At 60.9% G+C, this 26,889-nt stretch carries 24 protein-coding genes, 1 tRNA gene, 1 other RNA gene and 1 riboswitch; of the genes, 19 read left to right on the top strand and 7 right to left on the bottom strand.

Annotation, left to right across the window (positions count from 1 at the left end; all coding sequences use genetic code 11):
* Positions 1–144: 144 nt before the first annotated feature.
* Positions 145–447 (bottom strand): hypothetical protein, encoded by a 303-nt coding sequence (locus tag ACIROY_RS09995; RefSeq protein WP_402341430.1) that lies wholly within the window; start codon positions 445–447, stop codon positions 145–147.
* Between the two features lie 171 nt (positions 448–618).
* On the bottom strand, positions 619–1,098 hold the full coding sequence (locus ACIROY_RS09990; RefSeq protein ID WP_402273684.1) for a hemerythrin domain-containing protein: 480 nt from the start codon (positions 1,096–1,098) through the stop codon (positions 619–621).
* 172 nt (positions 1,099–1,270) lie between these two features.
* Here ACIROY_RS09990 and ACIROY_RS09985 point away from each other — a divergent pair, with 172 nt between their 5' ends.
* The 9 genes from ACIROY_RS09985 (at position 1,271) to ssrS (ending at position 12,694) form a co-directional block, all read left to right on the top strand.
* Positions 1,271–2,194: a DNA-3-methyladenine glycosylase family protein gene (locus ACIROY_RS09985; RefSeq protein ID WP_402341428.1), complete on the top strand. Its 924-nt coding sequence runs from the start codon at positions 1,271–1,273 to the stop codon at positions 2,192–2,194.
* Between the two features lie 290 nt (positions 2,195–2,484).
* Positions 2,485–3,675, top strand: a complete 1,191-nt coding sequence (gene wecB / locus ACIROY_RS09980) for a non-hydrolyzing UDP-N-acetylglucosamine 2-epimerase (RefSeq protein ID WP_402273689.1) — start codon at positions 2,485–2,487, stop codon at positions 3,673–3,675.
* Between the two features lie 162 nt (positions 3,676–3,837).
* Positions 3,838–6,129 carry a hypothetical protein gene (locus ACIROY_RS09975; RefSeq protein WP_402341426.1) on the top strand — a complete coding sequence of 764 codons (2,292 nt, stop codon included), beginning with the start codon at positions 3,838–3,840 and terminating at the stop codon, positions 6,127–6,129.
* A 15-nt stretch (positions 6,130–6,144) separates the two neighbouring features.
* Positions 6,145–8,304: a glycosyl transferase family protein gene (locus ACIROY_RS09970; protein WP_402273693.1), complete on the top strand. Its 2,160-nt coding sequence runs from the start codon at positions 6,145–6,147 to the stop codon at positions 8,302–8,304.
* Positions 8,301–10,700 carry a tetratricopeptide repeat protein gene (locus tag ACIROY_RS09965; protein ID WP_402341424.1) on the top strand — a complete coding sequence of 800 codons (2,400 nt, stop codon included), beginning with the start codon at positions 8,301–8,303 and terminating at the stop codon, positions 10,698–10,700. Before ACIROY_RS09970 ends, ACIROY_RS09965 begins: the two co-directional genes overlap by 4 nt.
* A 15-nt stretch (positions 10,701–10,715) precedes the next feature.
* On the top strand, positions 10,716–11,567 hold the full coding sequence (locus ACIROY_RS09960; protein ID WP_402273698.1) for a hypothetical protein: 852 nt from the start codon (positions 10,716–10,718) through the stop codon (positions 11,565–11,567).
* A gap of 168 nt (positions 11,568–11,735) precedes the next feature.
* Positions 11,736–11,966, top strand: coding sequence for a DUF904 domain-containing protein (locus ACIROY_RS09955; RefSeq protein WP_402341422.1), 231 nt, complete (start codon positions 11,736–11,738; stop codon positions 11,964–11,966).
* Positions 11,963–12,277 carry a cell division protein ZapA gene (locus ACIROY_RS09950; protein WP_402273703.1) on the top strand — a complete coding sequence of 105 codons (315 nt, stop codon included), beginning with the start codon at positions 11,963–11,965 and terminating at the stop codon, positions 12,275–12,277. The genes ACIROY_RS09955 and ACIROY_RS09950 overlap by 4 nt, the downstream gene beginning before the upstream one ends.
* Before the next feature lie 239 nt (positions 12,278–12,516).
* A non-coding RNA gene (gene ssrS, locus ACIROY_RS09945) (6S RNA) lies at positions 12,517–12,694 on the top strand.
* Positions 12,695–12,813: 119 nt separating this feature from the next.
* Here the strand turns inward: ssrS and nrdR are convergent.
* Positions 12,814–13,296 (bottom strand): transcriptional regulator NrdR, encoded by a 483-nt coding sequence (gene nrdR / locus ACIROY_RS09940; protein WP_053200704.1) that lies wholly within the window; start codon positions 13,294–13,296, stop codon positions 12,814–12,816.
* 126 nt (positions 13,297–13,422) lie between these two features.
* Complete coding sequence (gene glyA, locus ACIROY_RS09935; protein WP_402273707.1) at positions 13,423–14,670, bottom strand: serine hydroxymethyltransferase; 1,248 nt, start codon at positions 14,668–14,670, stop codon at positions 13,423–13,425.
* A 169-nt stretch (positions 14,671–14,839) separates the two neighbouring features.
* Positions 14,840–14,943, bottom strand: a riboswitch (ZMP/ZTP riboswitch).
* Between the two features lie 158 nt (positions 14,944–15,101).
* On the opposite strand from glyA, the gene ACIROY_RS09930 reads away from it, so the two are divergent.
* From ACIROY_RS09930 to ACIROY_RS09885, 10 genes are all read left to right on the top strand, one after another.
* The gene (locus ACIROY_RS09930) at positions 15,102–15,854 is read left to right on the top strand and encodes an SDR family oxidoreductase (protein WP_402273709.1); all 753 of its coding nucleotides are present in this window, start codon (positions 15,102–15,104) and stop codon (positions 15,852–15,854) included.
* Positions 15,855–15,866: 12 nt separating this feature from the next.
* On the top strand, positions 15,867–16,340 hold the full coding sequence (ybgC, locus tag ACIROY_RS09925) for a tol-pal system-associated acyl-CoA thioesterase (RefSeq protein WP_402273711.1): 474 nt from the start codon (positions 15,867–15,869) through the stop codon (positions 16,338–16,340).
* A 146-nt stretch (positions 16,341–16,486) separates the two neighbouring features.
* The gene (gene tolQ, locus ACIROY_RS09920) at positions 16,487–17,188 is read left to right on the top strand and encodes a protein TolQ (RefSeq protein WP_053200711.1); all 702 of its coding nucleotides are present in this window, start codon (positions 16,487–16,489) and stop codon (positions 17,186–17,188) included.
* Positions 17,188–17,616 carry an ExbD/TolR family protein gene (locus ACIROY_RS09915; protein WP_402273714.1) on the top strand — a complete coding sequence of 143 codons (429 nt, stop codon included), beginning with the start codon at positions 17,188–17,190 and terminating at the stop codon, positions 17,614–17,616. The genes tolQ and ACIROY_RS09915 overlap by 1 nt, the downstream gene beginning before the upstream one ends.
* Position 17,617: 1 nt before the next feature.
* Positions 17,618–18,544 carry a cell envelope integrity protein TolA gene (gene tolA / locus ACIROY_RS09910; RefSeq protein WP_402341420.1) on the top strand — a complete coding sequence of 309 codons (927 nt, stop codon included), beginning with the start codon at positions 17,618–17,620 and terminating at the stop codon, positions 18,542–18,544.
* Complete coding sequence (tolB, locus tag ACIROY_RS09905) at positions 18,544–19,854, top strand: Tol-Pal system beta propeller repeat protein TolB (RefSeq protein WP_402273719.1); 1,311 nt, start codon at positions 18,544–18,546, stop codon at positions 19,852–19,854. The genes tolA and tolB overlap by 1 nt, the downstream gene beginning before the upstream one ends.
* A 39-nt stretch (positions 19,855–19,893) precedes the next feature.
* A complete protein-coding gene (gene pal / locus ACIROY_RS09900; RefSeq protein ID WP_402273722.1) occupies positions 19,894–20,421 on the top strand; it encodes a peptidoglycan-associated lipoprotein Pal in 528 nt (175 codons plus the stop codon).
* 5 nt (positions 20,422–20,426) lie between these two features.
* Entirely contained in the window at positions 20,427–21,197 is a 771-nt protein-coding gene (gene ybgF, locus ACIROY_RS09895; protein ID WP_402273725.1) for a tol-pal system protein YbgF, read from the top strand.
* 54 nt (positions 21,198–21,251) lie between these two features.
* A tRNA-Lys gene (locus tag ACIROY_RS09890) sits at positions 21,252–21,327 on the top strand.
* Between the two features lie 260 nt (positions 21,328–21,587).
* Positions 21,588–22,619 (top strand): LacI family DNA-binding transcriptional regulator, encoded by a 1,032-nt coding sequence (locus tag ACIROY_RS09885; RefSeq protein WP_402273727.1) that lies wholly within the window; start codon positions 21,588–21,590, stop codon positions 22,617–22,619.
* 29 nt (positions 22,620–22,648) lie between these two features.
* On the opposite strand, the gene ACIROY_RS09880 is transcribed toward ACIROY_RS09885, so the two are convergent.
* The 3 genes from ACIROY_RS09880 to ACIROY_RS09870 all read right to left on the bottom strand — a co-directional run bounded on the left by ACIROY_RS09880 (position 22,649) and on the right by ACIROY_RS09870 (position 25,996).
* Positions 22,649–24,037, bottom strand: a complete 1,389-nt coding sequence (locus tag ACIROY_RS09880) for an MFS transporter (RefSeq protein ID WP_402273730.1) — start codon at positions 24,035–24,037, stop codon at positions 22,649–22,651.
* Between the two features lie 172 nt (positions 24,038–24,209).
* Positions 24,210–25,088 carry a sugar phosphate isomerase/epimerase family protein gene (locus ACIROY_RS09875; protein ID WP_402341418.1) on the bottom strand — a complete coding sequence of 293 codons (879 nt, stop codon included), beginning with the start codon at positions 25,086–25,088 and terminating at the stop codon, positions 24,210–24,212.
* Positions 25,089–25,102: 14 nt separating this feature from the next.
* Positions 25,103–25,996 (bottom strand): phytanoyl-CoA dioxygenase family protein, encoded by an 894-nt coding sequence (locus tag ACIROY_RS09870; protein ID WP_402273735.1) that lies wholly within the window; start codon positions 25,994–25,996, stop codon positions 25,103–25,105.
* Positions 25,997–26,889 lie beyond the last annotated feature (893 nt).

The following is a 26,889-nucleotide window of genomic DNA, read 5'->3' as shown; positions in this document are numbered from 1 at the left end:
ATCGAATCCGCGTCCAGTACGGGCGCGGGGCAAGGCCGGGGTTGCGTAAGGCACTGCTTCGCGCCGGACGAGCCGGTTTGGATTGCAAGCCAAACCGCGGGGGATTTCCCCAAGGAATTACATGAGAAAATTACTGAAGAGACATCAGCAGCGCACGACGCTTTCGTCGACAACGCGTAGTTCATCGCCCGCTTCTCGCGCAACAGTAAACTCGGCTGCAAAATACGCCGCTCGCCGCGCTTCATACTCGGCACGCAGGCGCACGTAGCGTCGCTCGGCAATGACTTGCTGAAAAATGAACACCAGGCCGGCCAGCACCAATGCAAGTGCGGCCAGCGTTGCGCCCAGGAATGGCGCGGTTGCAAATGAAATCATCGATTGTCCCCCCGGACAAATCCGCTTGCGCGGCATCACAATAAGTCTTTGTTTTGAAAACATTATACCCATCAGAATGTTTCCTGCGCATTAAAAATTTTCTATGAAACAGGCACGTGCCGTAGTCTTTATCTTTCTTGCAACTTCATAAAAAATCCGCCACGTGGGCGGACTTCAAAAAACCGAAAAGCTCGGAAAACGCTTGTGTCATGACTGATCAGGCACGCCTGCGAAATAATCGCTTCATGCGTGCACTGCAGGCAAGCCATGCTCCACGCGCATCTGGTTCTTCGCTGCCAGCAATTCAGCGCCAAGAGCGTCAAGATCGACGCCGGATTTGCGTGCCTTGGGGAACATCTCAGTTTCCTCTTCTTCGACGTGATGTTCGATCTGCTCACCCAGCACCTTGATCTTCGCATCGAACATCGGATCGCTGGGCTTCAACTCGCCGAGTTGGCGGATCAGGTCTTTGGCACCCTCGTGCTCGACTTCCGCTTCGTTCATCAGATCGTCGTCGTCGATCTTTTGACGGATGCGCGGATAAAAAATCTTTTCCTCGATTTCCATGTGAATCAGCAATGCTCCGCAGACTTCCCGGGCGATGTCCATTTTCTGTTCGTCGCTGGCGCGGTCTTTTTTCTTTTCATATTCGTCGAACAGTTCCTTGGCTTCCTTGTGATCCGATTTCAGTAACGCGATGGCGTCTTGGCTAGTGGCGTTCACTTGTCTCTCCGATGGTGATAAGCGCACACATATGCGCCGTGTCATTATTAAGCGGAGCACCGTCGCGGCGCGATCAGAAAATCCCCCCTCCTCGTGTAGGCGCAGGTGAAGCAATATATGATCGTGCATCCCCCCTCTTCGGAAACATCGCAAAACTCTCTCGCCCCGCCCTATGCCCGCCAACAAACAACCTGCCGCTGCAGTCCGTGAATTGCCGTTCCAGCCGCCGTTCGACTGGGAGCGTCTGTTGCGCTTCTTCGGCGGACGCGCGACGGCCGGCGTGGAAGCGGTGGAAGGTGGCGTGTACCTGCGCGCCATCGAATGGAAAGGCGATCAGGGGGCACTGGCCGTGTCGCGCCACCCCGACAAGGATTGCCTGGTCGCCGTGATCAACGGCAAGGCCGGCCGTCACGCCGACGCGCTGGTCGCACCGCTCAGCCGGATGTTCGACCTGCAGACGGACATCAAACACATCCGCAAACACCTCGCGAACGATCCATGGCTGGCGCCGCTGTTCAAGGCGGCGCCGGGCCTGCGCGTTCCAGGCGCGTGGTCGGCATTCGAACTGGTCGTGCGCACCATCGTCGGCCAGCAAGTCAGCGTGAAAGCGGCGACCACCATCGTGGGCCGTCTGGTTGAACGCGCCGGAGAACGCATCGAAGGCCATCCGCACGCCGCAACCGCATGGCGCTTCCCGACGCCGCACGCGCTGGCTGCGGTCGACCTCACGGCCATCGGCATGCCCGGCAAACGCGTCGCCGCGCTGCAGGGTTTCGCCCATGCAGTGGCGCAAGGCGACGTGCCGGTAGACGATCCTCACGTCGATACGGCCGACTTGCGCAAGGCCTTGCTCGGCTTGCCCGGCATCGGCCCGTGGACCGTTGAATACGTCGCCATGCGCGCGTGGCGCGATGCCGATGCCTGGCCGGCTTCCGACCTTGTGCTGATGCAGGCGATCGTTGATCGCGATCCGCACTTGCTCAAGCTTGCACACCAAAAAGCCCGCGCGGAAATCTGGCGGCCGTGGCGCGCCTACGTCGCGATGCATCTATGGAATGAGATCGCCGATCGCATGGGCCAGGCGCGCGGCGGCTGACATCCTCGTTGTTTTCTGACGGAAGTGATGCTGAATTGATTGCCCATCGGCAGCATCCTTTACATTTCGATACAAAGCTCTCCCCCTTCTCGTCCGCTTCACGGAACCCATTCGAATAATTTCGACTCCATTATTCAGCGACATACGACTTTGTATGTTTGCCCGACTTGCTTCGTTCTCAGCCGCACTTACCCACCCGTGTTCCACCAGCGTTTCATCCGCGTGGAAACAAGTCACGGGATAACCTGACCATAATGGAGAGAATCATCGGACAAGCTTGCATAAAAATAATGTCAATCTTCGGTACGCGACCGGAAGCAATCAAAATGGCGCCCTTGCTGAAAGCACTGCAAGCCGCACCAGGCATCGATTCCCAGGTATGCGTTACCGGCCAGCATCGACAGATGTTGCAGCAGGTGCTTGCCTTGTTCGACATCCGGACCGATCACAACCTGGATGTGATGGAACCCGATCAGACGCTCAACAGTTTGAGTTCGCGCCTGTTCAGCGGCCTCGACGGCTTGCTGGAGCAGGCGCAGCCCGATCGCGTGCTGGTGCACGGTGACACCACCACGGCCATGGTCGCGGCGCTGGCCGCGTTTCATCGTCGCATCCCGGTGGCACATGTGGAAGCCGGGCTGCGCACGCGCGACCTCACGCAACCGTGCCCGGAGGAAATGAATCGCCGCACCATCGACGTGGTCAGCGACATGATGTTCGCTCCCACTCTGCAGGCACAACGCAACCTGCTCGAAGAAACCTTGCAGGGCCGCATCTTCGTCACCGGCAACACCGTGATTGACGCCTTGCACATGACTGTGGCGAAACTGCAGGACGACGCCTCGCTGCGTGCACGTATCGACGCACAGCTGCCGGCCCTGCGACCCGGACGCAAAGTATTGCTGGTCACCGGTCATCGACGCGAGAATTTCGGTGATGGATTTCGCAACATCTGCAGCGCGCTGGCATCGCTGGCGCAGCGCAACGACCTTGAGATCGTCTATCCGGTGCATCTGAATCCCAGCGTGCTGGGGCCGGTGATGGAGTCGCTTTCCGGCCGCGCCAACATCCACCTGATCGAGCCGCTCGATTACCTTCAGTTCGTGCGGCTGATGCAGCGCGCGGACATCATCCTCACCGACTCCGGCGGCGTGCAGGAAGAGGCGCCCTCACTAGGTAAGCCGGTGCTGGTCATGCGCGACGTCACCGAACGACCCGAAGCTGTCGCAGCCGGCACGGTGCAACTGGTCGGCACGCACACCTTGCACATCGTGCATGCGGTATCGGCCCTGCTCAACGACGACGCGCTGCGCCGAAGCTATTCGCGTCGCCACAATCCGTATGGCGACGGCAATGCATCGGCGCGCATCGTGGCAGCGGTGTCGGGTCATCGCGTCGAAGAATTCACCGACGGGCAGGAACGTGTGCGCACTGCTCCCCTGCGCCGAGATTTCACGCTCACCGCATCTCGCCCGCAATAGATCACCGACTCTGAACAAAACGATTTTCTGCAACCAAATCTTGTCTGCGGAGGTCGTACAAAAAATAGCCCAGCCGCCTGCAGCGCCCGCCGCTGAAGGGATACAACCGCACACCCCCGTCGCTGCGCGGTTTCCGGCCAAGACTTCACGTCACAGGAACCCATGAATACAGACCGTCCTACAACAATACTTCGCCAGGTCTTACGCGCCATTTCGCTGATGCCGATATGCGCCCCTTTTCTGATTTCCTCTCCTGCATATTCCGCACCCGCGGGCGGTGTCGCCGCAGCATTCCGCCAGCTCAGCGACGACACCTGGATCACGCGCAAGGAGACGCTTTCCAGTCTCGGCTTCACCACACCGCTGGTGCTTGCGTCGAATGACAGCAGTCGCGAAATCTATCTTCCCGTCCCCGCCAATGTGCCGCTGTCCGACGCCGCCCTGAACATGCGCGCCGGTTATCTGCGCGCCGACGGCGGACGGACCACGATGGTGCTGGCGGTGGATACCTATCCCGCCGCAGCGCGCTCCATGACCGCCGATCAAGGCGACGCCGGCATGACGCTGGGCATCGATGGCGCGCCCCGCGCCAACGGCTTCGTCAAACTCGGTGTGAACTGGACCACGATGCTGGCGGGCCAGACCAATTGCTCCGATCCACGCACACCGGGAAACGTATTGCGCGTGGCGCCGGAATCGAGCTTCAGCTACCGCTACGACAGCAAGGCGATTGCTGACCTGCGCACCGCCTGGGGCGCCTTGCCGGCGGTGACGGCCATCATGGTCGGCAGCAAGCACCTGTCGGCGCAGTCGTATGACACCGCCTGGCGCATCGGCGTGGCTCTGGAGCGCGCCGGCAAGCACAGCACCGTCACCGTCATGCCAGCGATCGGAGACAGCATTGACCTTGGCCGCCTGAATATACCCGCCGCGCTGCGCAGCGTTCCCGCCTTTGCGGCGCTCACCGGCAGTGGCCGCCACACGCTCAAGGACCAGGCCGAGATCGGCGCGCTGCTGGCGCTTGGTCAGAATGGCGCCGATGCGCAATTGCGCGGCGACATCGTGGTCGGTGATCCTGCCTTGCTCAACGCCATCTCGACAGCTTTGAATGCCTTGCAGGAACAATTGCGCAGCACTGCGCCGGACGCGGTCGATACTTTCCGCGAATGGCGCAAGCGCCTTGAACCGGACACTACCGGCCTCGATCCGAAAGAGTTGCGACTGGTGTCGGCATTCGGCCGTCCGGTGATCCTGGTGGCGCCGCAGGCGGGCGCAAACTTCGCCGGCCTGTTCGATAATTTCTGGCGCAACATCAGCGGTGCGCCGGCATTGACCGTGCGCGCCGTGCATCGCCCGCACAGCGAAGAAGCCTTCATCCTGCTCAAGAATCTGGGCGGCGTCCCGGGCAGCTTCGACGTCATGAGCCGTGCCGACTGGACCGCCTCGTTCGACATCGCCGAAGTCGCCAGCGACGGCCGCGTGCCGTCCGAACTGGTGCTCGACGTCTCGGCCGCTCCTGGCGCCGGACGCACTCCGCCGGTGGTATCGGTCTCGCTCAACGACGTCTTGCTGGGCGCGAAACATCTGCAAGCCGACGGACGGCCCGAACGGATTGTCGCCAAGATTCCGGCGAATGCTCTGGCGGCGCAAAACCAGTTGAAGGTCGCCTTCGTGCGTCAGCCATCGAGCGACAACTGCCGCGAGACACCGCAGGCATTCCCGGTAGCCGTGCTGGCGTCGAGCCACCTCAAGCTCGGCAAGGCACGCACCGACGCCAACTTCACCGGCATGGTCAGACGTTTCGCCGGCGGCGCCGACATCGTGCTGCCGCAGGCTTACCTCGCACATGCCGACAGCACGCTGCAAAACGTCATCATGCTGGCTGCCAGCACCGGCTTGCCGCCGGCCAACAGCAAGCTGGTTGTGGCGGAAGACGGCAAGGAAATCTCTCCCGGAAATCATTTCCTGGCGTTGGATGTCCCGCTCAAGGAAAGCAAGCACATGATCGAGGTCAGCGGCAACACGCTGGTCCTCAACGACAGCTCGCACAAGCCCCTGCTCGACGTCAGCGGACTCAATCGCTTCGGCGCGCTGGAAGTGGTGAAAGTCGGCGGCAAGGAAGGCGTGGTCTATCGCAGCGTCGGCCCGCAAGCGCCGGTGCTGGAACGTCCCTTCCAGCTTTCAAGCGGTAATGTGGCTGCAGTCAGCGGCAGCGGCCTCTTGTCCGAGATCAATACGGACGACACTGCCGGCCGCGACTCGGTGCAGGATGCTCCGCGCCTGAACGTGTCCGACGTGTTGTGGTGGGCGGTGCCATTGTTCATCGTCGCCTTGTTCATCATGATGCTGGTGCTGGCCAATCGCGTGCGTCGCCGTCACCTGGCGCGCCAGGAGGCAGAGAAGCAAACCGCTGAGCGCGACGACACGCCGACGCCACCGCACGACCCGTCCTGACGGTAGCGAGGACTTATGTTCAGCACCGCCAATGCCACGGCCCAGCTGGATTTCCTGACGGCGAATTATTACGCCGCGCTGGAAATCTCGGCTGCGATGGTGGCCATCGTCATCCTGATTTCCGCCGCTGACGATTTCTTCTTCGACGTCTGGTACTGGACACGCCGCCTGTACCGGAAATTCACCATCGAACGCAAGGCCACGCCGCTGACCGTCGCGCAACTGCGCGAACGCGATGAACAGCCGATCGCCATCATGGTGCCGGCCTGGCTGGAATACGACGTCATCGCGCAGATGATCGAAAACATGGTGGCGGTACTCGACTACCGCCGTTACGTGGTGTTCGTCGGCACCTATGTCAACGACCGCGCCACCATCGAACAGGTCGAACGCATGCGCGGACGCTACAAGCAATTGCATCGCGTCGAGGTACCACACGCCGGACCAACCTGCAAAGCGGACTGCCTCAACTGGGTGGTCAAGGCGATCTTCGCTTACGAGCGTGCACGCGACATGGAATTCGCCGGCGTGGTGTTGCACGACAGCGAAGACGTGCTGCATCCGTTGGAGCTGAAATTCTTCAACTACCTGCTGCCGCGCAAGGACATGATCCAGCTGCCGGTGGCGTCGCTCGAACGTGAATGGTATGAACTGGTGGCGGGCACCTACATGGACGAGTTCGCTGAGAGCCATGCCAAGGACATGCTGGTGCGCGAAAGCGTGGCCGGCTCGGTGCCGTCCGCCGGCGTCGGCACTTGCTTCTCACGTCGCGCCTTGCTCGGCCTGCAGGCGGAGACCGGCGGCGAGCCGTTCAACACCGCCAGCCTGACCGAAGATTATGAAGTCGGCACGCGGCTGTCACAGATGGGCATGCAGACCATCTTTGCGCGCTTCCCGGTGCAGTTCACGGTGCAGCGCAAGCCGTGGTTCAGCGATGGTGCGGGCAAGACGCACTCGCTGGAAGTACCGCTCAGCGTGCGCGAGTATTTTCCCGACACCTTCCGCCAGGCCTATCGCCAGAAAGCGCGCTGGGTGCTCGGCATCGGCTTGCAGAGCTGGGAGCAGATCGGCTGGAAGGGTTCGCTGGCGGCGCGCTATTTGCTGCTGCGTGATCGCAAGGGCATCGTCACCGCCTTCGTCAGCATGCTGGCATATGTGCTGGCGCTGCAGTTCATGCTGTTCTCGGCGGCGACTTCTTTCCATCTCTGGCAGATTTTCTACCCGCCCTTGCTGGCCGGCGACGGCTGGTGGCGCACTGTGCTGCTGCTCAATGCGCTGGCGATGGTCAATCGCCTCGGGCATCGTTATTACTTCACGGCGCAGTTGTACGGCTGGCGGCACGGGCTGATGTCGCTGCCGCGCATGGTGGTGTCGAACTTCGTCAACTTCATGGCGGTGGCGCGCGCATGGCGCCTGTTCCTGCTGTATCTGTTTGCCGGCAAGGCACTGGCCTGGGACAAGACCATGCATGATTTTCCGAGCGAAGACCGATTGGCGGTGCCGCGTCGCCGTCTCGGCGACCTGCTCAAGACCTGGCAGGCGGTCGATGACGCCACGCTGGAACGAGCACTGGAAGAACAACGTCGCACCCATCTCCCACTTGGCACCGTCATGGTGTCGCACGGCTGGCTCGACGAAGAAACGCTGGCCGAGGCGCTCGCCTATCAGGAAAACCTGCCGCGCGTACGACTCGACAAGGACACCGTCGAGCAGCACGCCCCCGCCCTGCCCGGCGAAATCGCCACGCGCCTGCGCGCGCTGTACATCGGCGAAGAGACCATCGGCGATCGCCATGTGGCGCGCATTGCAGTGGCCAGCGCGCTCAGCGACGAGGCGCGCGCGGAACTCGAAGCCGCACTCGGTCTGCCGCCGTTTCCGATGGTTGCGCGCGAATCGGAAATCGCGGCCGGCCTGCGCCTGCTGCACGGTCAGCACAATGCTTTCGACAAGAATCAAACCGAAGCCGGGGTGCCGCTACTGGGCGACCTGCTGATTGGCGGTGGCCTGCTGTCGCGCGCCGTATTCGACGCCGCGATGCAACGCTACCAGCCGGACCGGCACGGTCGCATCGGCGACTACCTGGTGGCGCAATCGGTGATTTCACGCGACGCCATTGAACAAGCCGTACGCGAACAGCGCCGCTTGTTCCAGCGCAACGACGGGCAGGCAGCATGACGACCCTCCACAGATTCAGACTTGGCGCCGCACTGGCCATACTGCTCGCGCCTGCGGTAGTCCATGCACAAATGCGCGTAGTGCCGCTGCCCTTGAGCGGCCCGGCCTATGCACTGGCGCAGGACGCTTATCGTGCTTCGGCGCGCGGCGACTACCGGCACGCCGAAGCGCAATTGCGCGAAGCAATACGGCTGCGTCCCGACGTCGCCGCACTGCGTGAACAACTGCAAAAGATCCGGAAGGAGCAAACCCGGTCCCGCGACAAGCCAAGCACGGTGCGCGACGCCGGCTATCGGGACGCCAACGCCGCCTTCACCGCTTATGGCCGCAAGGACTATCGGAATGCGGTGCGACTGGCGCGCGATGCTGCGGATAAGGCGCCCGACAACACTGCCTATTGGCTGTTGTTGGGCAATGCGCTGATCGCCGACGATCGCTATGAAGATGCCGATCGCGCTCTGGATGAAGGCGCCGGCAAGGTCGTCGGCAACACGACGCTGCGGCAGCGTCGCGAAGAAGTCCGACGTGAACTCGCGGCCCGCGCCGCGGCGAAAGCATTCAATGCGCGTCGCAACGATGATGGCGCGGGCGAACTCGCCGCCATCCGCGACGCCGTCGGCTATGCACCCAGCAATCTCTCGTACCGGTTGATGCTGATCGTGGCGTTGCTGCGCGGCGAGCAATGGGATGAGGCCATCGTTGCAGCATCCGATGCACATGCGCGCGAAGCGACACAAGCTGCACCGCTCCTTCTGCGTGGCTACGCCTATCAGCGCCTGGGAAAAGATGCAGCAGCGAACGAAGACTTTTCATCGGCCGCCACGCTAGCCGGCAATGACGAACGCGACAACGTGCAGCGCTTCATTTCCGACACGCAGAAATCGCGCACGACGCTGGCGCGTAACCTGCCGACGCCGGAGCTGGATTGCTCCAACCCCGCAGCTTGTCGGGTATTGGCCGGCCAGCCTCCCCGTGATCGCGGCTATGACGAGGCGACGCTGGCCTACCAGGCGCTCGACAGCAAGGACTATGTCGCAGCATCCATGCATGCGCGCAAGGCCATCGCGGCCGCACCGCAGAATCGGGACTACCGCGTGTTGCTGCTGGATGCATTGACCGATGCCAACGACTTCGCTGCAGCAGAACAAGCTGCAAACGACGCGTTGGCGCAAGGCCAAGGCCAAGGCCAGGATGCCGTGCTTCTGGCGCAGCGCGGCGCAATCCGTGAACGATTGGGCAAAGCCGCCGCTGCACGCCAGGACTATGCTGAAGCGCTGGCGTTGGGCGGCCTGCCGCCGACAATGCAGATCGATTTGCTGGCGCATCTGAATCGTCGCACTGAAGCGCGCAAGGTCTTCGATGAGGCGCGACGCTCCGGTGCGTTGGATCAGCTGAGTCCACTGGAATTGGCCTATCTCGCCAGCAGCGCCGGCGACGATGCGGCCGCACATGCCGCTTTCAGCGAGGCTGACCGCTCCGGAAAACTTCCTGACCAGGCGCTGGACGACGCCGCCTTCGCGGCAACGCGGGCGCATGATGATCGCAGCGCGCTGGCTTATTTCAAGCGCAGCATCGATGCCGCCAACGACACCAATCCTGCAAACAAAAGCGCACAACAACAATTCGACACACGCCGCGCCGTATCAACCATCGACCGCGAATTCGGTTTCATCGCATCACTTACGCGCAGCGGCGGCGGTCCCAGCGCGGGCAGCGCGGCCGCAGCAGGCGCGCAACCCGGCGCCTCGGGCAACAACGGCAGCTTGCAAGCAGGAGCCGAAGCATACTGGCGGCCGTTCGGCTACCGCAACGGCAGCACGGTTGAAATATTCGGACGCGTGTTCCAGACTTTGCAGGATAAGAGCCGCGGCGCTACCGGCACGCAAACGGCGCAAGCCACCGTGGGAGCGCGCTGGAAACCGTGGAGCAGCCAGAACGTGGTGGTCTCGTTCGGCCGCCTGGTCCCCATCGGATCGCAGGCGAGCAGCGACTGGCTGGCCCAACTGGCATATTCGGACGGTATCGGCACCGACTTGCGCGTCGACCGCCTCTCATGGTGGACCACGCAATGGTATGCCGAGGCCGGCCACTATCTGCAGCATCCGCAGACTTATGGGCTGGCTTCGCTGCAGGCGGGGCGCAGCTTCCGCCTCGACGGGGTGGACCCGCGGCTGGTGGTGTTTCCGCATCTGACACTCAATACCGACTACAACTCGCTGAATCAACAACGCAGCGCGACCGGCATCGGTCCGGGCGTCAATCTGCGATACTGGTTCCGCGAAGATGCCTATCACGCGCCGCGTTCCTACGTGGAAGTCTCATTGCAATATCGCATGAAGATCAGCGGCGACGAACGCGCGCGCGGGTTCTTCATGACGACCACGCTGTCTTATTGAGCGACCGGAGGACGTTTGACTTTTACCATCAACGGATTGCGCACCGCCACGCTGGCCATCGCTGCAGCATTGCTGCTGGCTGCCTGCGCCGGTTGCAATTCTGCGCCGGAACCGGTGCAGGTCGGAGGCGTCGTCTGGCAACCCGACAACGCCACCATCGCGCCGCGCGGCAACTGGGACCGCCTCGGCGCAAGTGAACTGCTGGTGCAATGGACGGCGGTCGACGGCACGGCCTTCGTCCCAGGCAGCGCCATGCCTACCGCCGCCAAGCTTCCCGATTGGGAGCGCATCGCCAGGGAGCCGTGGGCACGCGACGTCATCGTCGGTCTGGCCGGTCGCTTTGATGAGAAAGCCGCGCGCGCCGATATCGAACAACTCGCCGCCGACTCCGCCAGACTGGCCGCCTTGCCGACACCTCTGCATGTGACGGGCTGGTACTTCCCGGTGGAAATCGATCCGACCTGGCAAGAAGCGCCACGGCTGGCGGCGCTCCTCGCCAAGTTGCCGCGACCGCTATGGATCACCGTGTACGACAGCGCCAACGTCGGCCCCGACGCGCTGGCAGACGGCCTGCTCAAGTGGCTGCCGCCTGACGTCGGCGTATTTTTCCAGGACGGTGTCGGCGTGTATGCGCGCGAGCCGCGTGTTGCGCTTCACTACATCGAGGTGCTGTCCAAAAGGCTCGGCCAAGCGCGCGTGCGCGTAATCGCGGAAATGTTCCGGCCGTTGCCGGGCGGCGGATTCCGCAGCGCCACCGCGGAAGAGATCCGGCCACAGCTGCATACCTATCACGGCTATCGCGTGTCGCTCTTCGACGGGCCGCATTACCTGCCGGACAGGCTGGTGGAGCAACTGCGCCGGCCGTAACGATTAATTTTCTGACAACAACTCACGCTCTTTTTACGCGGACAATCCGCAGCGTTGCAAAATCACGCCAGGAATTCTGTAACCTTCTGCAACCGTCGCGCTATTTGTCGTGCCGGACGCCGCCAACAGAATATAATGGCGCACATCTTTTGCACTACAGCTGAGGCCATGAGCTCCGAATTCCACCAACTCTCAGAGAAAGTCGCGCAACTCGCCGCAATGACGCAATCGCTGCGCCGTGAAAACGCCGACCTGCGTCTTAACGTTGCGGCCCTGACCACCGAAAACGCGGAATTGTCGCAGCGTATGGACGAAGCGCATCAGCGCGTCGCTGCGCTGCTGGAAAAACTCCCGGTCGCAGCGCCGACGCTGCTCGACAATGAAGAGGAGACAGCATGATGCAAATCAACGTTTCCATCATGGGCCACGCCTACACCTTGGTGTGCAAGGAAGATGAAGAAGCCACGCTGCGCCAGGCGGTGGCTTACCTCGATGAAAAAATGTGCGCGATCCGCGACACCGGCAAGATCAAGGGCAACGATCGCATCGCCGTGATGGCCGCGCTCGGCATTGCCGCCGAACTGCTGTCGACCCAACCCGGCGGCGACGGCACCTTCGCCGGGCTGACGGTGGCGGAGTGGAAGCAAAGCATCGCGTCCATGCATAGCGTGCTCGACGATGCACTGGCGCCGCAGGAAAAATTGTTCTGACGGCTTCCTGATTACTCTTCATATCCTCTGTTTTCTTGCGCGCGTGCACTCATGCACGCGCCGCAAACGCCCCTCCCTCCTGTCCAATTATTGATCCACGAGAAACGGTTTGGCCCGGCATTTTAATGTGCACGGATGTTGCCTCACGCGTATGAAAGATTTACAGCTGTCACAGAGTGAAAATACCTCCGCTTTTTTACGCAAAGGCTTTGACAAGAATCCCGAATAGAGTAGACTTAAGTCTCCTGCCGTGTTCGCGAATGCTTATATTCCTTGAACCATTTATGTGCACAGGCTGTGGGATTTTGTTTGGTGGGCGTGAGCGTCGCTAGTCCGATGAACCCGAAATTAAACTAACTGCAGCCAACTTGAACCGCTTGGTTCAGGATGCCAGCATAGCGGCACAGGCGGGACTGAATTACTAAAGCGACTGTAGAAATACAGTCGCTTTTTTTATGCCTGCGCGGAATCGGAAATGTGAATGAGGAAGGATGGCATGCGCGACAAGGCGCATGCCAGGACGTCAATGACTGACGTCAGTCGTTGCGTTTCTTCGCGGCGGCCTTGCGCTCCTGGCCGACTTCGGCGATGGCGTCCTGGAATTCGGTGACGTCTTCAAAGCTCTTGTAGACCGACGCGAAACGGATGTACGCGATCTTGTCCAGACGCTTCAACTCACGCATCACCAGCTCGCCGACCTGCCCCGACACCACTTCGCGGGCGCCGCTGGACAACAGTTTTTCCTGGATGCTCTGGATTGCCGCATCGACCGCTTCGGCCGACACCGGACGCTTGCGCAACGCCAGCATCAGGCTGGCGCGCAATTTGGAAGGATCGAACTCGCTGCGGCTGCCGTTCTTCTTGACGATGACGGGCATCGTCAGTTCGATGCGCTCATACGTCGTGAAACGCTTGTCGCAATTGGCGCAACGGCGACGACGGCGGATCGCGTCCCCCTCTTCGGAGAGGCGCGTGTCCAACACGGGCGTGTCGTCATGATTGCAGAACGGACATTTCATAGAGGCAAATCGAAGCAGACTACAGGTTGGATACCGGAGACCATCTTACTGCGCCTGCGGCCTTCGCAACAGCGAAGGCCGCAGGATCAAACAATTACCTTGTTACTTCATTGCCTTGCTTGCCGATTACGCTGCATAGACCGGGAAGGCATCAGTCAACTTCTTGACTTCAGCCTTCACGCGTTCGATGGTTGCTGCGTCATGCGGATTGTCCAGCACGTCGGCGATCAGGTTGGCAACCTGTTCCGCTTCGGCTTCCTTGAAACCGCGAGTAGTCATCGCCGGGCTGCCCAGACGAATACCGGAAGTCACGAATGGCTTCTCAGGATCGTTAGGAATGCCGTTCTTGTTGCAGGTCATGTGGGCCGAACCCAGAATCGCTTCGGCTTCCTTGCCGGTCAGATTCTTCGGACGCAGATCCACCAGCATCACGTGCGATTCGGTACGACCGGAGACGATGCGCAGACCGCGCTTGATCAGCGTCTTGGCCAGCACATCGGCGTTCTTCACGACTTGCTGTTGATACTCCTTGAACTCAGGTGACAGCGCTTCCTTGAATGCCACGGCCTTGCCGGCGATGACGTGCATCAGCGGACCGCCCTGGATGCCCGGGAAGATCGCGGAGTTGATGGCCTTTTCGTGCTCGGCCTTCATCAGGATGATGCCGCCGCGTGGACCGCGCAGCGACTTGTGCGTAGTCGAAGTGACGAAGTCGGCGTGCGGCACAGGGTTAGGATAAACGCCTGCAGCGATCAGACCGGCGTAGTGCGCCATGTCGACCATGAAGTAAGCGCCGACTTCCTTGGCGATCTTGGCGAAACGTTCGAAGTCGATGCGCAGCGCGTAAGCGGAGGCGCCGGCGATGATCAGCTTCGGCTTCTTTTCGCGCGCCAGTGCTTCCATGGCTTCGTAGTCGATTTCTTCCTTGTCGTTCAGGCCGTAGGACACCACGTTGAACCACTTGCCGGACATGTTCAATGCCATGCCGTGGGTAAGGTGACCGCCTTCAGCCAGCGACATGCCCATGATGGTGTCGCCCGGCTTGAGCATGGCGAAGAACACGCCCTGGTTGGCTTGCGAACCGGAGTTCGGTTGCACGTTGGCGGCTTCGGCGCCGAACAGCTTCTTGAGACGATCGATGGCCAGTTGCTCGGCCATGTCGACGAACTCACAGCCGCCGTAGTAACGCTTGCCCGGATAGCCTTCGGCGTACTTGTTGGTCAGTTGCGTGCCTTGCGCTTCCATGACTGCAGGCGAGGTGTAGTTTTCGGAAGCGATCAGCTCGATATGTTCTTGCTGACGGACGTTTTCCTTCTGGATGACGGACCACAGTTCCGGGTCGACATTCGCGATGGTGTGATTCTTTGCAAACATGATTTCTCCAATGGATAAGGGTGCGCCTGAAGCACATCAGCCGGTAGCGCCTAAAAACGCCTGGTAGCGCCAAAAACACAATAGGCAATGCCGACTTGAGGACTTCCAAATCGAATGAGGGCCAGGATGAATAAGGGAATTGCAGGCAGCCTCAATCGTTCTTTCCATTCAGGGCTGCCCAGGCGCACGGCTAATGAAATCTCACGCTTCCCGATGGATACCCATCTTGTGCCGGAACAAGGTCCCGGTTTTTCGCCAGTCACGTGAGACGAAATGGTCTGGGCATTGTAAGGGATGCCTCAGGATTCGGCAAGATTTGCCTAATACCCGGGCCAGGAAAGCGTTGCATCTCGCGCAGCGGCGCTTTGGGCTACAATTTCGGGTTATTGATGCAAACATGCATCGTCCTACGCCAACAGGGAGAATTACAGATGATCGTTTTGATTACAGGTGCAACAGCCGGTTTCGGCGCCGAAATGGCGCGCAAATTCGTCCAAAATGGTCACAAGATCATCGCCACCGGCCGCCGCAAGGACCGCCTCGACGCCTTGGCCGCCGAATTCGGCGCCGACAAGGTACTGCCGCTGGTGCTGGACGTCACCGACAAGAATTCGATCAAGAGCGCCCTCGCGTCGCTGCCGCAAGGCTGGCAGGACATCGACGTACTGATCAACAACGCCGGTCTGGCGCTGGGCCTCGAGCCGGCCCACCAGGTCGCGCTGGAAGACTGGGAAACCATGATCGACACTAACGTCAAGGGCCTGGTCACGGTCACCCATCACATCCTGCCGAACATGGTCAAGCGCGGCACCGGCACCATCATCAACCTCGGCTCGATCGCCGGCGCCTATCCATATCCGGGCGGCAATGTTTATGGCGCCACCAAGGCATTCGTCGATCAGTTCACGCTGAACCTGCGCGCTGATCTGGTCGGCACCGGCGTGCGCGCCACCAATCTGGCGCCAGGCCTGTGTGGCGGCACCGAGTTCTCCAACGTACGCTTCAAGGGCAACGACGGCGCCGCCGCCAAGGTCTATGAAGGCACCACGCCGCTGACCGCCGTCGATATCGCCGAAGCCGCTTTCTGGGTCGCCACGCTGCCGGCGCACGTCAATATCAACTACATCGAACTGATGCCAACTTGCCAAGGTTTCGGTCCGTTGAACATCAAACGCACCCAGTAAAAACGCGCCTCAATGTCCGATTCAACCAATAAAAACAATAGCAGCAACAGCGTCGGCAGCAGTAACAGCAACGACGCTTTTTCGTGGCCGGTCCGGGTCTACTATGAAGACACCGACACCGGCGGCGTCGTGTTTTATGCCAACTACCTCAAGTTCTTTGAGCGCGCGCGCACCGAATGGCTGCGCGCGCTGGGCTTTTCCCAGCAGGCACTGGTCGAATCGAGCGGCCTGATCTTCGTGGTCAAGAGCACCGCGGTGGACTACTTTGCGCCCGCGCGCCTTGACGATGAACTGAAATTGACCGTCGTGGTCGAACAGTTCCGCAACGCGTCCATGTCTTTTGTACAAGAGGCCTGGCGCCTCCAGGGAACAGAACAAACATTGCTGGCGCGCGGCCAAATCAAGATTGCCTGCGTCAATGCCGCCAACTTCCGGCCCCAGGCCATTCCGGAAGAAATGCTGGCCCGCCTCAAGGGAAATTTATAATTCATCATCGCCACGCACCACCGCCGCGGCATCTTTACACCTGCCGCGACGAGACTGAAAAAAATTGCACGTACAATTGAGCTCCGACTGAACGCCAGATTGCGCCAAACCGAACCCCGTACTGAACCTCGACCCCACACGCCTCCATGAACGTCACTCAAGATCTATCCTTCTTTGCTCTGATCACCAACGCTTCCGTCATCGTGCAGTTTGTCATGCTGCTGTTGCTGTTGGCCTCCGTTTTCAGCTGGACCTACATCTTCCGCAAGATGTTCACGATCCGCAGCGCGCGCTCCCAGACCGAAGAGTTCGAGCGCTCGTTCTGGTCCGGCGGCAACCTGATCGCGCTGTACCAGGACACGCTGTCCAACCGCCGCAAGGGCGGTGGTCACGGCGGCGCGCTGGAACGCATTTTCCAGGCCGGTATGGGTGAGTTCAACAAGGCCAAGGCGCAAGTCGGCAAAGGCGCGGCGATCGATTCGACCGGCGTGCTCGACGGCGCCCGCCGCGCCATGCGCGCCGCTTACCAACGTGAAATGGATGCGTTGGAATCTCACCTGGCCTTCCTCGCGACGGTCGGTTCGGTGTCGCCTTACGTCGGCCTGTTCGGCACGGTGTGGGGCATCATGAACGCCTTCCGCGGCCTTGCCAACGTGCAACAGGCGACGCTGGCAGCAGTCGCCCCCGGCATCGCCGAAGCGCTGATCGCCACCGCCATCGGCCTGTTCGCCGCGATCCCTGCGGTGATTGCCTATAACCGCTTCTCGCATGACATCGACCGGCTGGCGATCCGCTTCGAAAGCTTCATCGAAGAATTCTCCAACATCTTGCAACGTCAGGCACGCTGATGGCAGGCTCATCCATGCGCGGGGGACGTCCCCGCAAGTTCAAATCGGAAATCAACGTCGTGCCGTACATCGACGTGATGCTGGTGCTGCTGATCATCTTCATGGTGGCCGCGCCGGTGAACGACCCGAGCGTGATCAACCTGCCGACCGCCGGCAAGTCGACCGTGCCGCCGAGCGAATACATCGAGATTGCGCTGAAACCGGACGCCAAGGCCACCATCAAGGTCAACGGCCCCAAGCGCGGTGAAACGCAGACCGCCTCCGGCCGTCCCGACCTGTCGCAAAAGCTGCAGGCGCTGCACGCTGACAACCCGGACATGCCGGTGATGATTTCCGCCGACAAGGAAATCAAGTACGACGAAGTCGTGCAGGTCATCGCCGCCGCCAAGAAGCTGGGCATCGCACGCGTGGGACTGGCAACGAAGTAATATGAGCACTCCTTACCAAGTACCGAGACAACCGGGCCGCTGGCGCGCCATCGCGCTGGCGGTGGTGGTCCATATGGCCTTGCTGGCCTTCCTCTGGTTCGGCATCAGCTGGCAGAGCGAAACGCCGCTGACCGTCGAAGCGGAAATCTGGGATCCGAACATCAAGGAAGCGGCGCCGCTGCCGCAACCTGCGCCCGAGCCGGAGCCGCCGAAGCCAACGCCGCAGCCTGTTCCTGTACCTGAACCCGTCAAGCCGCCGCCACCGAAGGTGGAAGAACCGCCCGTGGTGAAGCCTGACATCGCGCTCGAAAAAGAGAAGGAAAAGAAGCGCAAGGAAGCGGAAAAGAAAGAACGCGACGAGAAGGAAAAAGAAGCCAAGCTCGAGCGTGAAAAAGCCGATCGCCTGAAGAAAGAGAAACAGGAAAAGATCGACGCCGACAAGAAGCTGGCGAAAGAGAAAGACGACGCCGAGGCCAAGAAGAAAGCCGAAGCCGACAAGCTCGCCGCCGAGAAGAAACAGAAGCAGCAAGCCGCCGACAACAAGGCCGCTGAGCAACGCCGCCAGGATGACTTGAAGCGCATGATGGGCCAGGCCACCAGCGCAGGCGGCGGCACCGGCACGGCTGCGCAGTCGCAGGGCCCGCGCGGCGCGGCCGACTACGGCAACAAGCTGGGCGCGAAGATCCGCTCCAACACCATCTTCGACATGCCCGGCGAGCTGAGTGCAAACCCGGCGGTAGAATACACAGTCGAACTGCTGCCCGACGGCACGGTGCGCGGCATCCGCAAGAACAAGTCATCCGGCATTCCGGGCTTTGACGAAGCAGTCCAGCAAGCGATCAACAAGTCGCAACCTTTCCCTCCTGACAAGGACGGCAAGGTGCCGAACAGCTTTACCTTTAAACACTACCCGAAGGATCAGAACTGATGATCAAAAACTCGCGCATAGCACTGAACGCACCGCATGGTCTTCGCCACCTCACCGGCATTGCCCTGACCGTCATGGGTATCGCCGCCGCTTCCGCCGCACATGCGGAATTGCGCTTTGAAATCTCCGGTGTCGGCGCCAGCCAGATCCCGGTCGCCATCGCGGCCTTCCCGGGCGAAGAAGCCGGGCCGCAACAGATCACTTCCATCGTCAAGGCCGACCTTGCACGCAGCGGCGTCTTCAAGCTGATCGACAACAGCGACTCGCTGTCCGACGCCTCCGCCATCAACTATGGCGACTGGAAGAACCGCGGCGCCAATGCGCTTGCCGTGGGCAGCGTGCAGCGCCTGGCCGACGGCCGTTTCGACGTGCGCTATCGCCTGTTCGACACCATCAAGGCGGCGCAATTGTCGGCGCTGTCCTTCGGCAGCCAGCCGCAGCTGATCCGCCTCACCGCGCACAAGATCGCCGACGACATCTATGAAAAACTGACCGGCATCCCCGGCATTTTCTCGACCCGTATTGCCTATGTGACACGCTCGGGCAAGGAATACCGCCTGGAAGTGGCCGATGCCGACGGTGAGGGCGTGCAAGTCGCCCTGCGCTCCAACGAGCCGATCATTTCGCCGTCGTGGTCGCCGGACGGCGGCAAGGTCGCCTACGTTTCCTTCGAAGCCAAGAAACCGGTCATCTACATCCAGAACCTGGTGACGCGTCAGCGCACGCTGGTAGCCAACTTCAAAGGCAGCAACTCGGCGCCGGCCTGGGCTCCTGACGGCCAGCGCCTCGCCGTGGCGCTCACCCGCGACGGCCTGACCCAGGTCTACGTGATCAACGCCGACGGCAGCGGCCTGCGCCGCCTGACCAATACCGCCGGCATCGACACCGAGCCGCGCTTCTCGCCGGATGGCAATTACGTCTACTTCACCAGCGACCGCAGCGGCGGCCCGCAGATCTACAAGGTCAGCCCGAACGGCGGCGACGCCCAGCGCGTGACCTTCGGCGGCAGCTATAACATCAGCCCGCGGATTTCCCCGGACGGCAAGACGTTGGCGTTTATTTCGCGCCGCGAAGGCAAATTCCAGCTTTACGCGCTGGATTTGACCAACGGTCAGGAACAACGCCTGTCCGATACCGTCAAAGATGAGTCGCCCAGCTTCTCGCCAAACGGCAAATACATCATGTACGCGACGGAATCAGGTCGTCGCGGGTCGCTGGCCATCGTTTCCACTGATGGCCGGATCAAACAGCGCTTAACAACCCAGGTCGGCGATGTCAGGGAGCCAACCTGGGGGCCGTTCATGAAATAAACAATTATTCACATTCATTCACGACACAAGGAGTTTCACATGCGTACATTCAGTTCTTTTGCAATCGTTCTTTCGGCAGCCATGCTGCTGGCGGCATGCTCGTCCACCAAACTGGACGACAAGAACGCCCCGGTTGAAAACCGTGCCGGCACAGGCGCCACCACCGGCGGCGCAGATCCACGCGCAGTCAACACCGTCAATGCCGGTTCCGACCCGCTGAACGACCCGCAAGGCATCCTCTCCAAGCGCAGCATCTATTTCGACTATGACAGCTACACCGTCAAGGACGAATTCCGCTCGGTCGTTGAAGCACATGCCAAGTACCTGAATTCGCACAAGGATCGCAAGGTCATCATCCAAGGCAACACCGATGATCGCGGCGGCACCGAGTACAACCTGGCGCTGGGTCAAAAGCGTGCAGAAGCAGTCCGCAAGGCGCTGGTCCTGCTGGGCGTGTCCGATGCGCAAGTTGAAGCAGTGTCGTTCGGCAAGGAAAAGCCGAAGGCCCTGGGCAGCGACGAAGCAGCGTGGGCTGAAAACCGTCGTTCCGACATCGCTTACCAATAAGACTTATGCGCACTTCCCTGAAGACTGCGCTCAAGTCGTTTTCCGCAGCGGCCATGATGGCCGCTGTCGCAAGCCTGTCCGTGTTGCCGGCAACGGCGCACGCAGGCTTGTTTGACGATGAAGAAGCGCGCAAGGCCATCCTCGATATCCGCAACAAGATCGATGCCCTGCAAAAAGATGTCGCCAACAAATCGGACAAGAGCAGCGCGCTGAGCTTGTCCGATCAAAACGACCAATTGCGTCAGGAAATCGCCCGCTTGCGCGGCCAGGTCGAAGTCCTCAGCAATGAACTCGCCAATACGCAGCAACGCCAGAAAGACTTCTATGTCGATCTGGATGCGCGCCTGCGCAAGCTGGAACCGCAAAAAGTCACGATCGACGGCAAGGAATCCAGCGTCGACCTGAATGAGCAGAAGACCTATGACGCGGCTCTGAACATGTTCAAGGGCGGCGACTACAAGGGCGCCGGCGCAGCGTTCAACGACTTCCTGAAACGTTATCCGCAATCCGGTTACGCGCCGTCGGCGCAATACTGGGTCGGCAACTCTTTGTATGCGCAACGCGACTACAAGGGAGCGATCGCCGCTCAACAAGTCGTGGTGAAGAATTATCCGGACAGCCCCAAGGTAGCGGACGCGATGCTCAACATCGGCAGTTCTTACGTCGAGCTCAAGGACAAGGCGGCAGCGAAGAAGGCCTGGGATGCGCTGATTGCAAAGTATCCGGAAAGTCCGGCGGCGCAGACAGGCAAGGAAAAACTGGCGACGTTGAAATAGTTTGCCTGTGCGTTTGACACGATTGATCGATTTTGCATATAATAGCGGTCTTTCGGGTCGTTAGCTCAGTTGGTAGAGCAGCGGACTTTTAATCCGTTGGTCGCAGGTTCGAGTCCCGCACGGCCTACCAGAAATTCAGCAGTAGCTAAAAAGGGTTCCAAGCAATTGGAGCCCTTTTTTTCATTTCCGATCGTGATCGTGCATGCCTGTTGCGATACGTCGTGTCCGCTGTCTACGCCCACTGCGCGGCCGCACGGCTCTTTTCAAGATGTCGTGTTGTATGCTTGCCGTCCCGACAAGTTGGCGTCGCAAATCGTATATTTGGTGTCAGAATAGGCGTCGCCGGGAAGCTTTCTCCGGCGACAACAACCCGTCACTCTGACCACCCGCATGGCAAAAAGAATTACATCGCAAGAAGACAGCAATCCGGCGCGGGCCGTCACCAAGGAAGATGTTGCGCGCGTCGCCGGCGTGTCGCACATCACCGTGTCGCGCGTGATCAACTCGCCCGACAAGGTGGCGCCGGCTACGCGTGAACGCGTCCAGGCCGAGATTGCCCGCATGGGTTACATCCCCAATCTGCTGGCCGGTGGACTGGCGTCACGGCGTACGCGCATTGTTGCAGCCGTGGTGCCGACCATCGGCCATTCGATCTTTGCGGAAACCGTGCGCGGCATGTCGGAGTATCTGATGGCGCACGGCTACCAGCTGCTGTTGGGCCAGAGCGATTATTCCGAAGACATTGAAACCAGATTGGTCGAAGCCTTCATCGGCCGCCGTGTCGACGGCTTGGTGCTGACCGGTGTGCAGCATACCGCCGCAACGCTGCAACGACTCAAGACCGCCGGCATTCCGGTGGTGGAAACCTGGGACCTGACACCGGAGCCGATCGATATGCTGGCGGGCTTCTCCAACTACGACGCCGGCGCGGCCATGGGCGATTATCTGGTTGAGCAAGGATATCGGCGCATTGCCTTCGTCGGCGGTGAAGATCCGCGCGGCGTGGCGCGCCTGGCCGGGCTCAGTGCCGCGCTCAAGCGGCATCGCCTGCGCGCGCCGATACGCATCACGGCGTCCCCGGGATCATTCCTGCAAGGCGGCCGCGAAGCCATGGTGACGCTGCTGGAGCAGCATCCCGATGTCGACGCCGCCTTCTTCAGCAACGATGTGATCGCCGCCGGCGCGGTACTCGAGTGCGATCGCCGCAAGGTGCGCATTCCGCAGGACATCGCCATCGCCGGCTTCGCCAATCTCGATATCGCCTCGGAAATCAATCCGCCGCTGACCACCGTGCATGTCAGCAGCCATCGCATCGGCGAGACTGCGGCGAGGATGCTGCTGGCGCGACTCGGCGGCAAAGATGCCGAGGCCGACACGGTCAGCGATCTCGGCTTTTCCATCGTGCGCCGCGGCAGCGCCTGAACGCAGACGCTGCCCGTGTACCTTTGCGTTCAGGCGTCCTCGTCGTAGACCACGCCGCGCGTCTCGGGCGCCATCAGCAACGCGATCAGCGCGACGCCACCCATGAACACCAGATAACCGATGATCGGGTAATAGCTGCCGCCGTAGTACGCCAGCAGCCCTGTTGCAATGACCGGCGCCATGCCGCCCGTGATCACCGACGACAGTTCGCGCGCCATGCAGATGCCGCTCATGCGCGCGCTCGGCGGGAACAGCTCGGCGAAGAACGCCGCCTGCACCGAGAACATCGGATACAGGCCGAACACGATCATCATCACGAAGCCGCCAATGATCATCGGCGTCTCACGCGTTTCCAGCATCAGGAAAAACGGCCATGCGCCCAGGATCATGACCAGGATGCCGAGGATATACACCGGCTTGCGGCCGATGCGATCCGACAGCATGCCCCAGAACGGATTAAGCAAGGCCCCCAAACCTGCGCCGATCAGCACTGCGATCAGGCCGATGCTGGCGTCGACTTTCAGTTGCGCGGTGAGGTAGGACAACGCCCACACCTGAAAAATATAGCCGGCGGTATTCTCCGAAAAGCGTGCGCCGATGGCGATGAACAGATGGCGACGATGATGTTTCCACACCGCCGAGATCGGCGACTTCAGCACGGCCTTCTTCGACTTGATCTTTTCAAACGCGGGCGACTCCAGCACGTACAGGCGAATGTACATCCCGACGGCCAGGCCGATGCTGCTCAGGATGAAGGGAATGCGCCAGCCGTAGTCCATGAAATCGGCTTCCGGCATCTGCCGCACCAGCGTGAAAATGCCGGCAGACAGCACCACTCCCAGTGCTACCCCGACACCGGGCCAGCTGGCGTAGTAGCCGCGTTTGTTGACCGGCGCGTATTCAGCCGACATGGTAACGGCGCCGCCGAATTCCGCACCGGCGGCGAAACCCTGGACCAGCCGCAACAGCGTCAGCAGGATGGGCGCCGCGATGCCGATGCTGGCATAGGTCGGCAGGAAGCCGATCAGCGTCGTGCTCAGTCCCATCATCAGCAAGGTGACCACCAGCACATTCTTGCGCCCGATGCGGTCGCCGATATGACCGAACACGAAACCGCCCAGAGGACGCACCACAAAGCCCAACGCATAGGAACCGAAGGCGGCCAGCGTACCGATCATGGGATCGAGCTTGGTGAAGAACAGCACGTTGAAGACGATGGCCGCGGCGGTGCCGTAGAGGAAGAAGTCATACCATTCGAGCGCGGTGCCGACCACCGAAGAACGCAGCGCGATGACGCGCTGGCGCTCCAGTCCGGCCCTCTCGCGGTCTGCTGCATTGCTGGCGTCGCGTTCAGTCTGGTGCTCTGAAACGGACCTGAGGGCGTGGTCCGCGCGCGGGCTGCTGGCGATTGTATTCATGCTGTCTGTCTCCTGTGGATATCGGCGCCCTTGCCGGTCCCATTCTCATGTTAAAGCATGGGGACGTGTCGTGTTATCTCGATCTACGACCGGCGGGACGCCGTGTGCTCATTGATGGAAGCGATACTTCTCCTTGGCCTTGCTGGTGATCTGAAAATGTGAAACCTTGAAATCATGCTGCTGCGCGTTCCTGTACTGTGTTTTTCCCCGCTCCTGCATCGTCTGCGCAGGCCCGCCACAGCGCACGCACACTGTCCTTCATGACGCCGGCTTCCTGCCAGCGGTCCGACAACTCATAGCCGTCGGCGCCGGTCATGGCGTATTCCGGCGGGCCGAGTTCGCACAGGAACGTCAGCACCCCATCGACCGGCGCGCGGCGGCGCCAGCTGCGGAATCCGTACTCCCACCATTGCATGAACAGCGCCAGCCATTGCTGATGCTGCGGAAACGCCAGTTGCAGCTGGATCTGCTCGCGGCTCGCGACGCGACCGTGAAAGCCCCAGGCGTTGTCGATGATCCGGTGCATCAACGCGTGGTTCTCATCTGAAATCGGCCAGGCGAACTCGCGGCCCACCACGTAGTGCGACAAGTCGGCGGTGAGTCGCAGATCCGGAAACCGGTCCAGCAACTGCAACGTGAAGAACAGGTCGGTAGTCATGCGGTCGCGATGCGTCTCGATGTGCAATGCGATGCCGGCATCATCGGCCAGGCGTCGCCATCCTTCAATATAGGGAATGCACTCATCCAGCGTATAGGGGCGCACGTCGGCCTGCAGGTTGATGTGGTCGGCGCCGAACTCCTGCACGTGCTCGATGATCGGCTTGAGTTCGTCGACGCTGCGCGGATAGCACTGCGCCTGCCAGCTCATGCCGTGTTCACGCAGGAAGGCCGTGACTTCGCGTGCATAGTCGCGATCGAAGAAGCGCACGCCGGCGCCGTCGAAACCGGCGTCGCGGATCATGGCGAGCTTCTGCTCGAGGGTCCATTCCAGACCATCGGGACGACGACGTTCCATGGCCCACAGGGATTGGTAGACGCGTAGCTGTTGCATGGCGTGCGGCCGGCTCAGGTGGACACGGCTTGCACCGCCGCGTCGTCGGCAATATCGAAGAAGCGCTTTCCGCTGGACGCCTGGTTCTCGTAAATCGAACCCTGGTTCAACGCCGGCGGCAGCGGCATGCGCACCGGCACGTCGCGAAAGCGCGGCACGATGGTCGGTGCGCCGCTGAGCAGGCGCGAATTGAATTCATCGAAATCCGCCACTCCCAGCAGCGGGAAAGCATCCGCCGCGCACACTTCATACAGCAGGAAATTGCGCGACATGGTCGAGCGGTTCTGTGCCGAACCGTGCACCGCACGCACGTGGTGGAATGACACCGATCCCGCCTTGCCGGTCACCGGCACTGCCCGGTCGAGATTGAGTCCCGGCGTGGCCGGATCGATGGCGCCGCAGAATCGGCCGTCGGCATGGTGGTCGTAGGTCGGGCCGGTATGCGAGCCGGGCACCACCAGCATTGCGCCGTTTTCCAGCGAAGTGTCGTCGAGCATCACGCCCACCGCCAGGATGTCGTCATTGGTGTGTGGATAGAATGCCCAGTCCTGATGCCATTCCACCGGAGAACCGAAGCGCGGCGATTTCAGGTTGAGCTTGGAGCTCTGCAATCGCAGCCCCTCCCCCAGCAAATCCTGCAGCACCGCGACCACCGGCTGCGAGCGGATGAACTCCTCGAACACCGGATGATGTTTGTGTGGCTGCTTGATGCGACGCAGGCGCGGATCGGCGGCGCTATGGCCGTTTTCCAGATCGAACACCTGAGTGTGGGTATCGACGGCGCGCGATTGTTCCTGCCATTGCGCGAGCGCCTCCTTCATCCGCTGCAGCGTGAAAACATCCAATAAACCGGGCACGACCAGCAAGCCGTCGGTTCGATATTGTGCGATCTGCGCAGGGGTCAGCATGGTGCTCTCCTTGATGTTGGAACGGCCGCGACGGACAAATTCGCCGCTTCCGGATTAAAGCAAAAATCAATGTTCGCGCGAACATATTAGGTCCGCCAAAATCCCGTGTCAACCTGAAATCCGGAGAAACGGCTGAACTTTGATGGCGCACAGCAGCAGCGCTGGCACGGAATGCGCCGTTGCTCAAGCGCGCCGGACGACGCTGGAACAGGACAAAAAAAAGCCCCTGGCCTTCAAGGGCCGGGGGCTGAATCCAATTCAAGAGGGAGGAACTGGAGGAGACGAGTTCAGGTTATCGCGCCGCAACATCACTCGCCACAGGACTTACATACGGACACACTTTCAACACTTTTCTGACAGCCCAGGGCCTGTTAACAATCAATTTACGAGATGCGTTGCTGCCAGAAGGCGTGCTGGCAAGGCGCGTGGCGTAGCAGGTGGCGGGCCCACCTGCAAGCCATGCAACGCCGCCAGCGCGCCTTCTGGCAGCAACCCTTCGGGAACGGCTGCAGGCGTCGCCTGCCGTTGTTGCAGCTCCTTGCCGTAGTGCCGCTACGTCGCGTCGCTGCGCCTAGGCAGTCAACGCCTGCCGCGCGTTCGCATTCGCAAATTGATTGCTAACAGGCCCTAGCGTCATCAACTTTCTGTAAAAGTGTTTAACCGGACTTGCTATTTGGTGCTCCATGCACGACAATAGATGAGAATTATTCTCATTTGATGGATTCAAGGTCGGATGCCCACAGAGCACGCGACTTTCCTTCCGATGCGATGCCCTCGGCGGCACCGATATCTCCCTGTCTCTTGGATATCAGCAACCTGCCCCCACATGGGTCGGAATCAAGAATGCGGAGCACGCTACGGAGAACGCCACCAACGCTGCCACCCATTCGCAC

This window comes from Herbaspirillum sp. NPDC101396, assembly GCF_044767365.1.
Taxonomy (GTDB): domain Bacteria; phylum Pseudomonadota; class Gammaproteobacteria; order Burkholderiales; family Burkholderiaceae_D; genus Herbaspirillum.
Note: the sequence above shows the minus strand (reverse complement) of the source record. Positions and strands in the feature narration are given on the sequence as shown.

Bases quoted from the DNA above. Each gene is read 5' to 3' on its own strand.
- ACIROY_RS09950 (WP_402273703.1), top strand. From the start codon at position 11,963: ATGATGCAAATCAACGTTTCCATCATGGGCCACGCCTACACCTTGGTG.
- pal (WP_402273722.1), top strand. From the start codon at position 19,894: ATGCGTACATTCAGTTCTTTTGCAATCGTTCTTTCGGCAGCCATGCTG.
- tolQ (WP_053200711.1), top strand. From the start codon at position 16,487: ATGAACGTCACTCAAGATCTATCCTTCTTTGCTCTGATCACCAACGCT.
- ACIROY_RS09995 (WP_402341430.1), bottom strand. From the start codon at position 447: ATGGGTATAATGTTTTCAAAACAAAGACTTATTGTGATGCCGCGCAAG.
- ACIROY_RS09870 (WP_402273735.1), bottom strand. From the start codon at position 25,996: ATGCTGACCCCTGCGCAGATCGCACAATATCGAACCGACGGCTTGCTG.
- tolB (WP_402273719.1), top strand. From the start codon at position 18,544: ATGATCAAAAACTCGCGCATAGCACTGAACGCACCGCATGGTCTTCGC.
- ACIROY_RS09885 (WP_402273727.1), top strand. From the start codon at position 21,588: ATGGCAAAAAGAATTACATCGCAAGAAGACAGCAATCCGGCGCGGGCC.
- ACIROY_RS09875 (WP_402341418.1), bottom strand. From the start codon at position 25,088: ATGCAACAGCTACGCGTCTACCAATCCCTGTGGGCCATGGAACGTCGT.
- ACIROY_RS09985 (WP_402341428.1), top strand. From the start codon at position 1,271: ATGCCCGCCAACAAACAACCTGCCGCTGCAGTCCGTGAATTGCCGTTC.
- ACIROY_RS09970 (WP_402273693.1), top strand. From the start codon at position 6,145: ATGTTCAGCACCGCCAATGCCACGGCCCAGCTGGATTTCCTGACGGCG.
- nrdR (WP_053200704.1), bottom strand. From the start codon at position 13,296: ATGAAATGTCCGTTCTGCAATCATGACGACACGCCCGTGTTGGACACG.
- ACIROY_RS09930 (WP_402273709.1), top strand. From the start codon at position 15,102: ATGATCGTTTTGATTACAGGTGCAACAGCCGGTTTCGGCGCCGAAATG.
- ybgF (WP_402273725.1), top strand. From the start codon at position 20,427: ATGCGCACTTCCCTGAAGACTGCGCTCAAGTCGTTTTCCGCAGCGGCC.
- tolA (WP_402341420.1), top strand. From the start codon at position 17,618: ATGAGCACTCCTTACCAAGTACCGAGACAACCGGGCCGCTGGCGCGCC.
- ACIROY_RS09975 (WP_402341426.1), top strand. From the start codon at position 3,838: ATGAATACAGACCGTCCTACAACAATACTTCGCCAGGTCTTACGCGCC.
- ACIROY_RS09955 (WP_402341422.1), top strand. From the start codon at position 11,736: ATGAGCTCCGAATTCCACCAACTCTCAGAGAAAGTCGCGCAACTCGCC.
- glyA (WP_402273707.1), bottom strand. From the start codon at position 14,670: ATGTTTGCAAAGAATCACACCATCGCGAATGTCGACCCGGAACTGTGG.
- wecB (WP_402273689.1), top strand. From the start codon at position 2,485: ATGTCAATCTTCGGTACGCGACCGGAAGCAATCAAAATGGCGCCCTTG.
- ACIROY_RS09965 (WP_402341424.1), top strand. From the start codon at position 8,301: ATGACGACCCTCCACAGATTCAGACTTGGCGCCGCACTGGCCATACTG.
- ACIROY_RS09915 (WP_402273714.1), top strand. From the start codon at position 17,188: ATGGCAGGCTCATCCATGCGCGGGGGACGTCCCCGCAAGTTCAAATCG.
- ybgC (WP_402273711.1), top strand. From the start codon at position 15,867: ATGTCCGATTCAACCAATAAAAACAATAGCAGCAACAGCGTCGGCAGC.
- ACIROY_RS09880 (WP_402273730.1), bottom strand. From the start codon at position 24,037: ATGAATACAATCGCCAGCAGCCCGCGCGCGGACCACGCCCTCAGGTCC.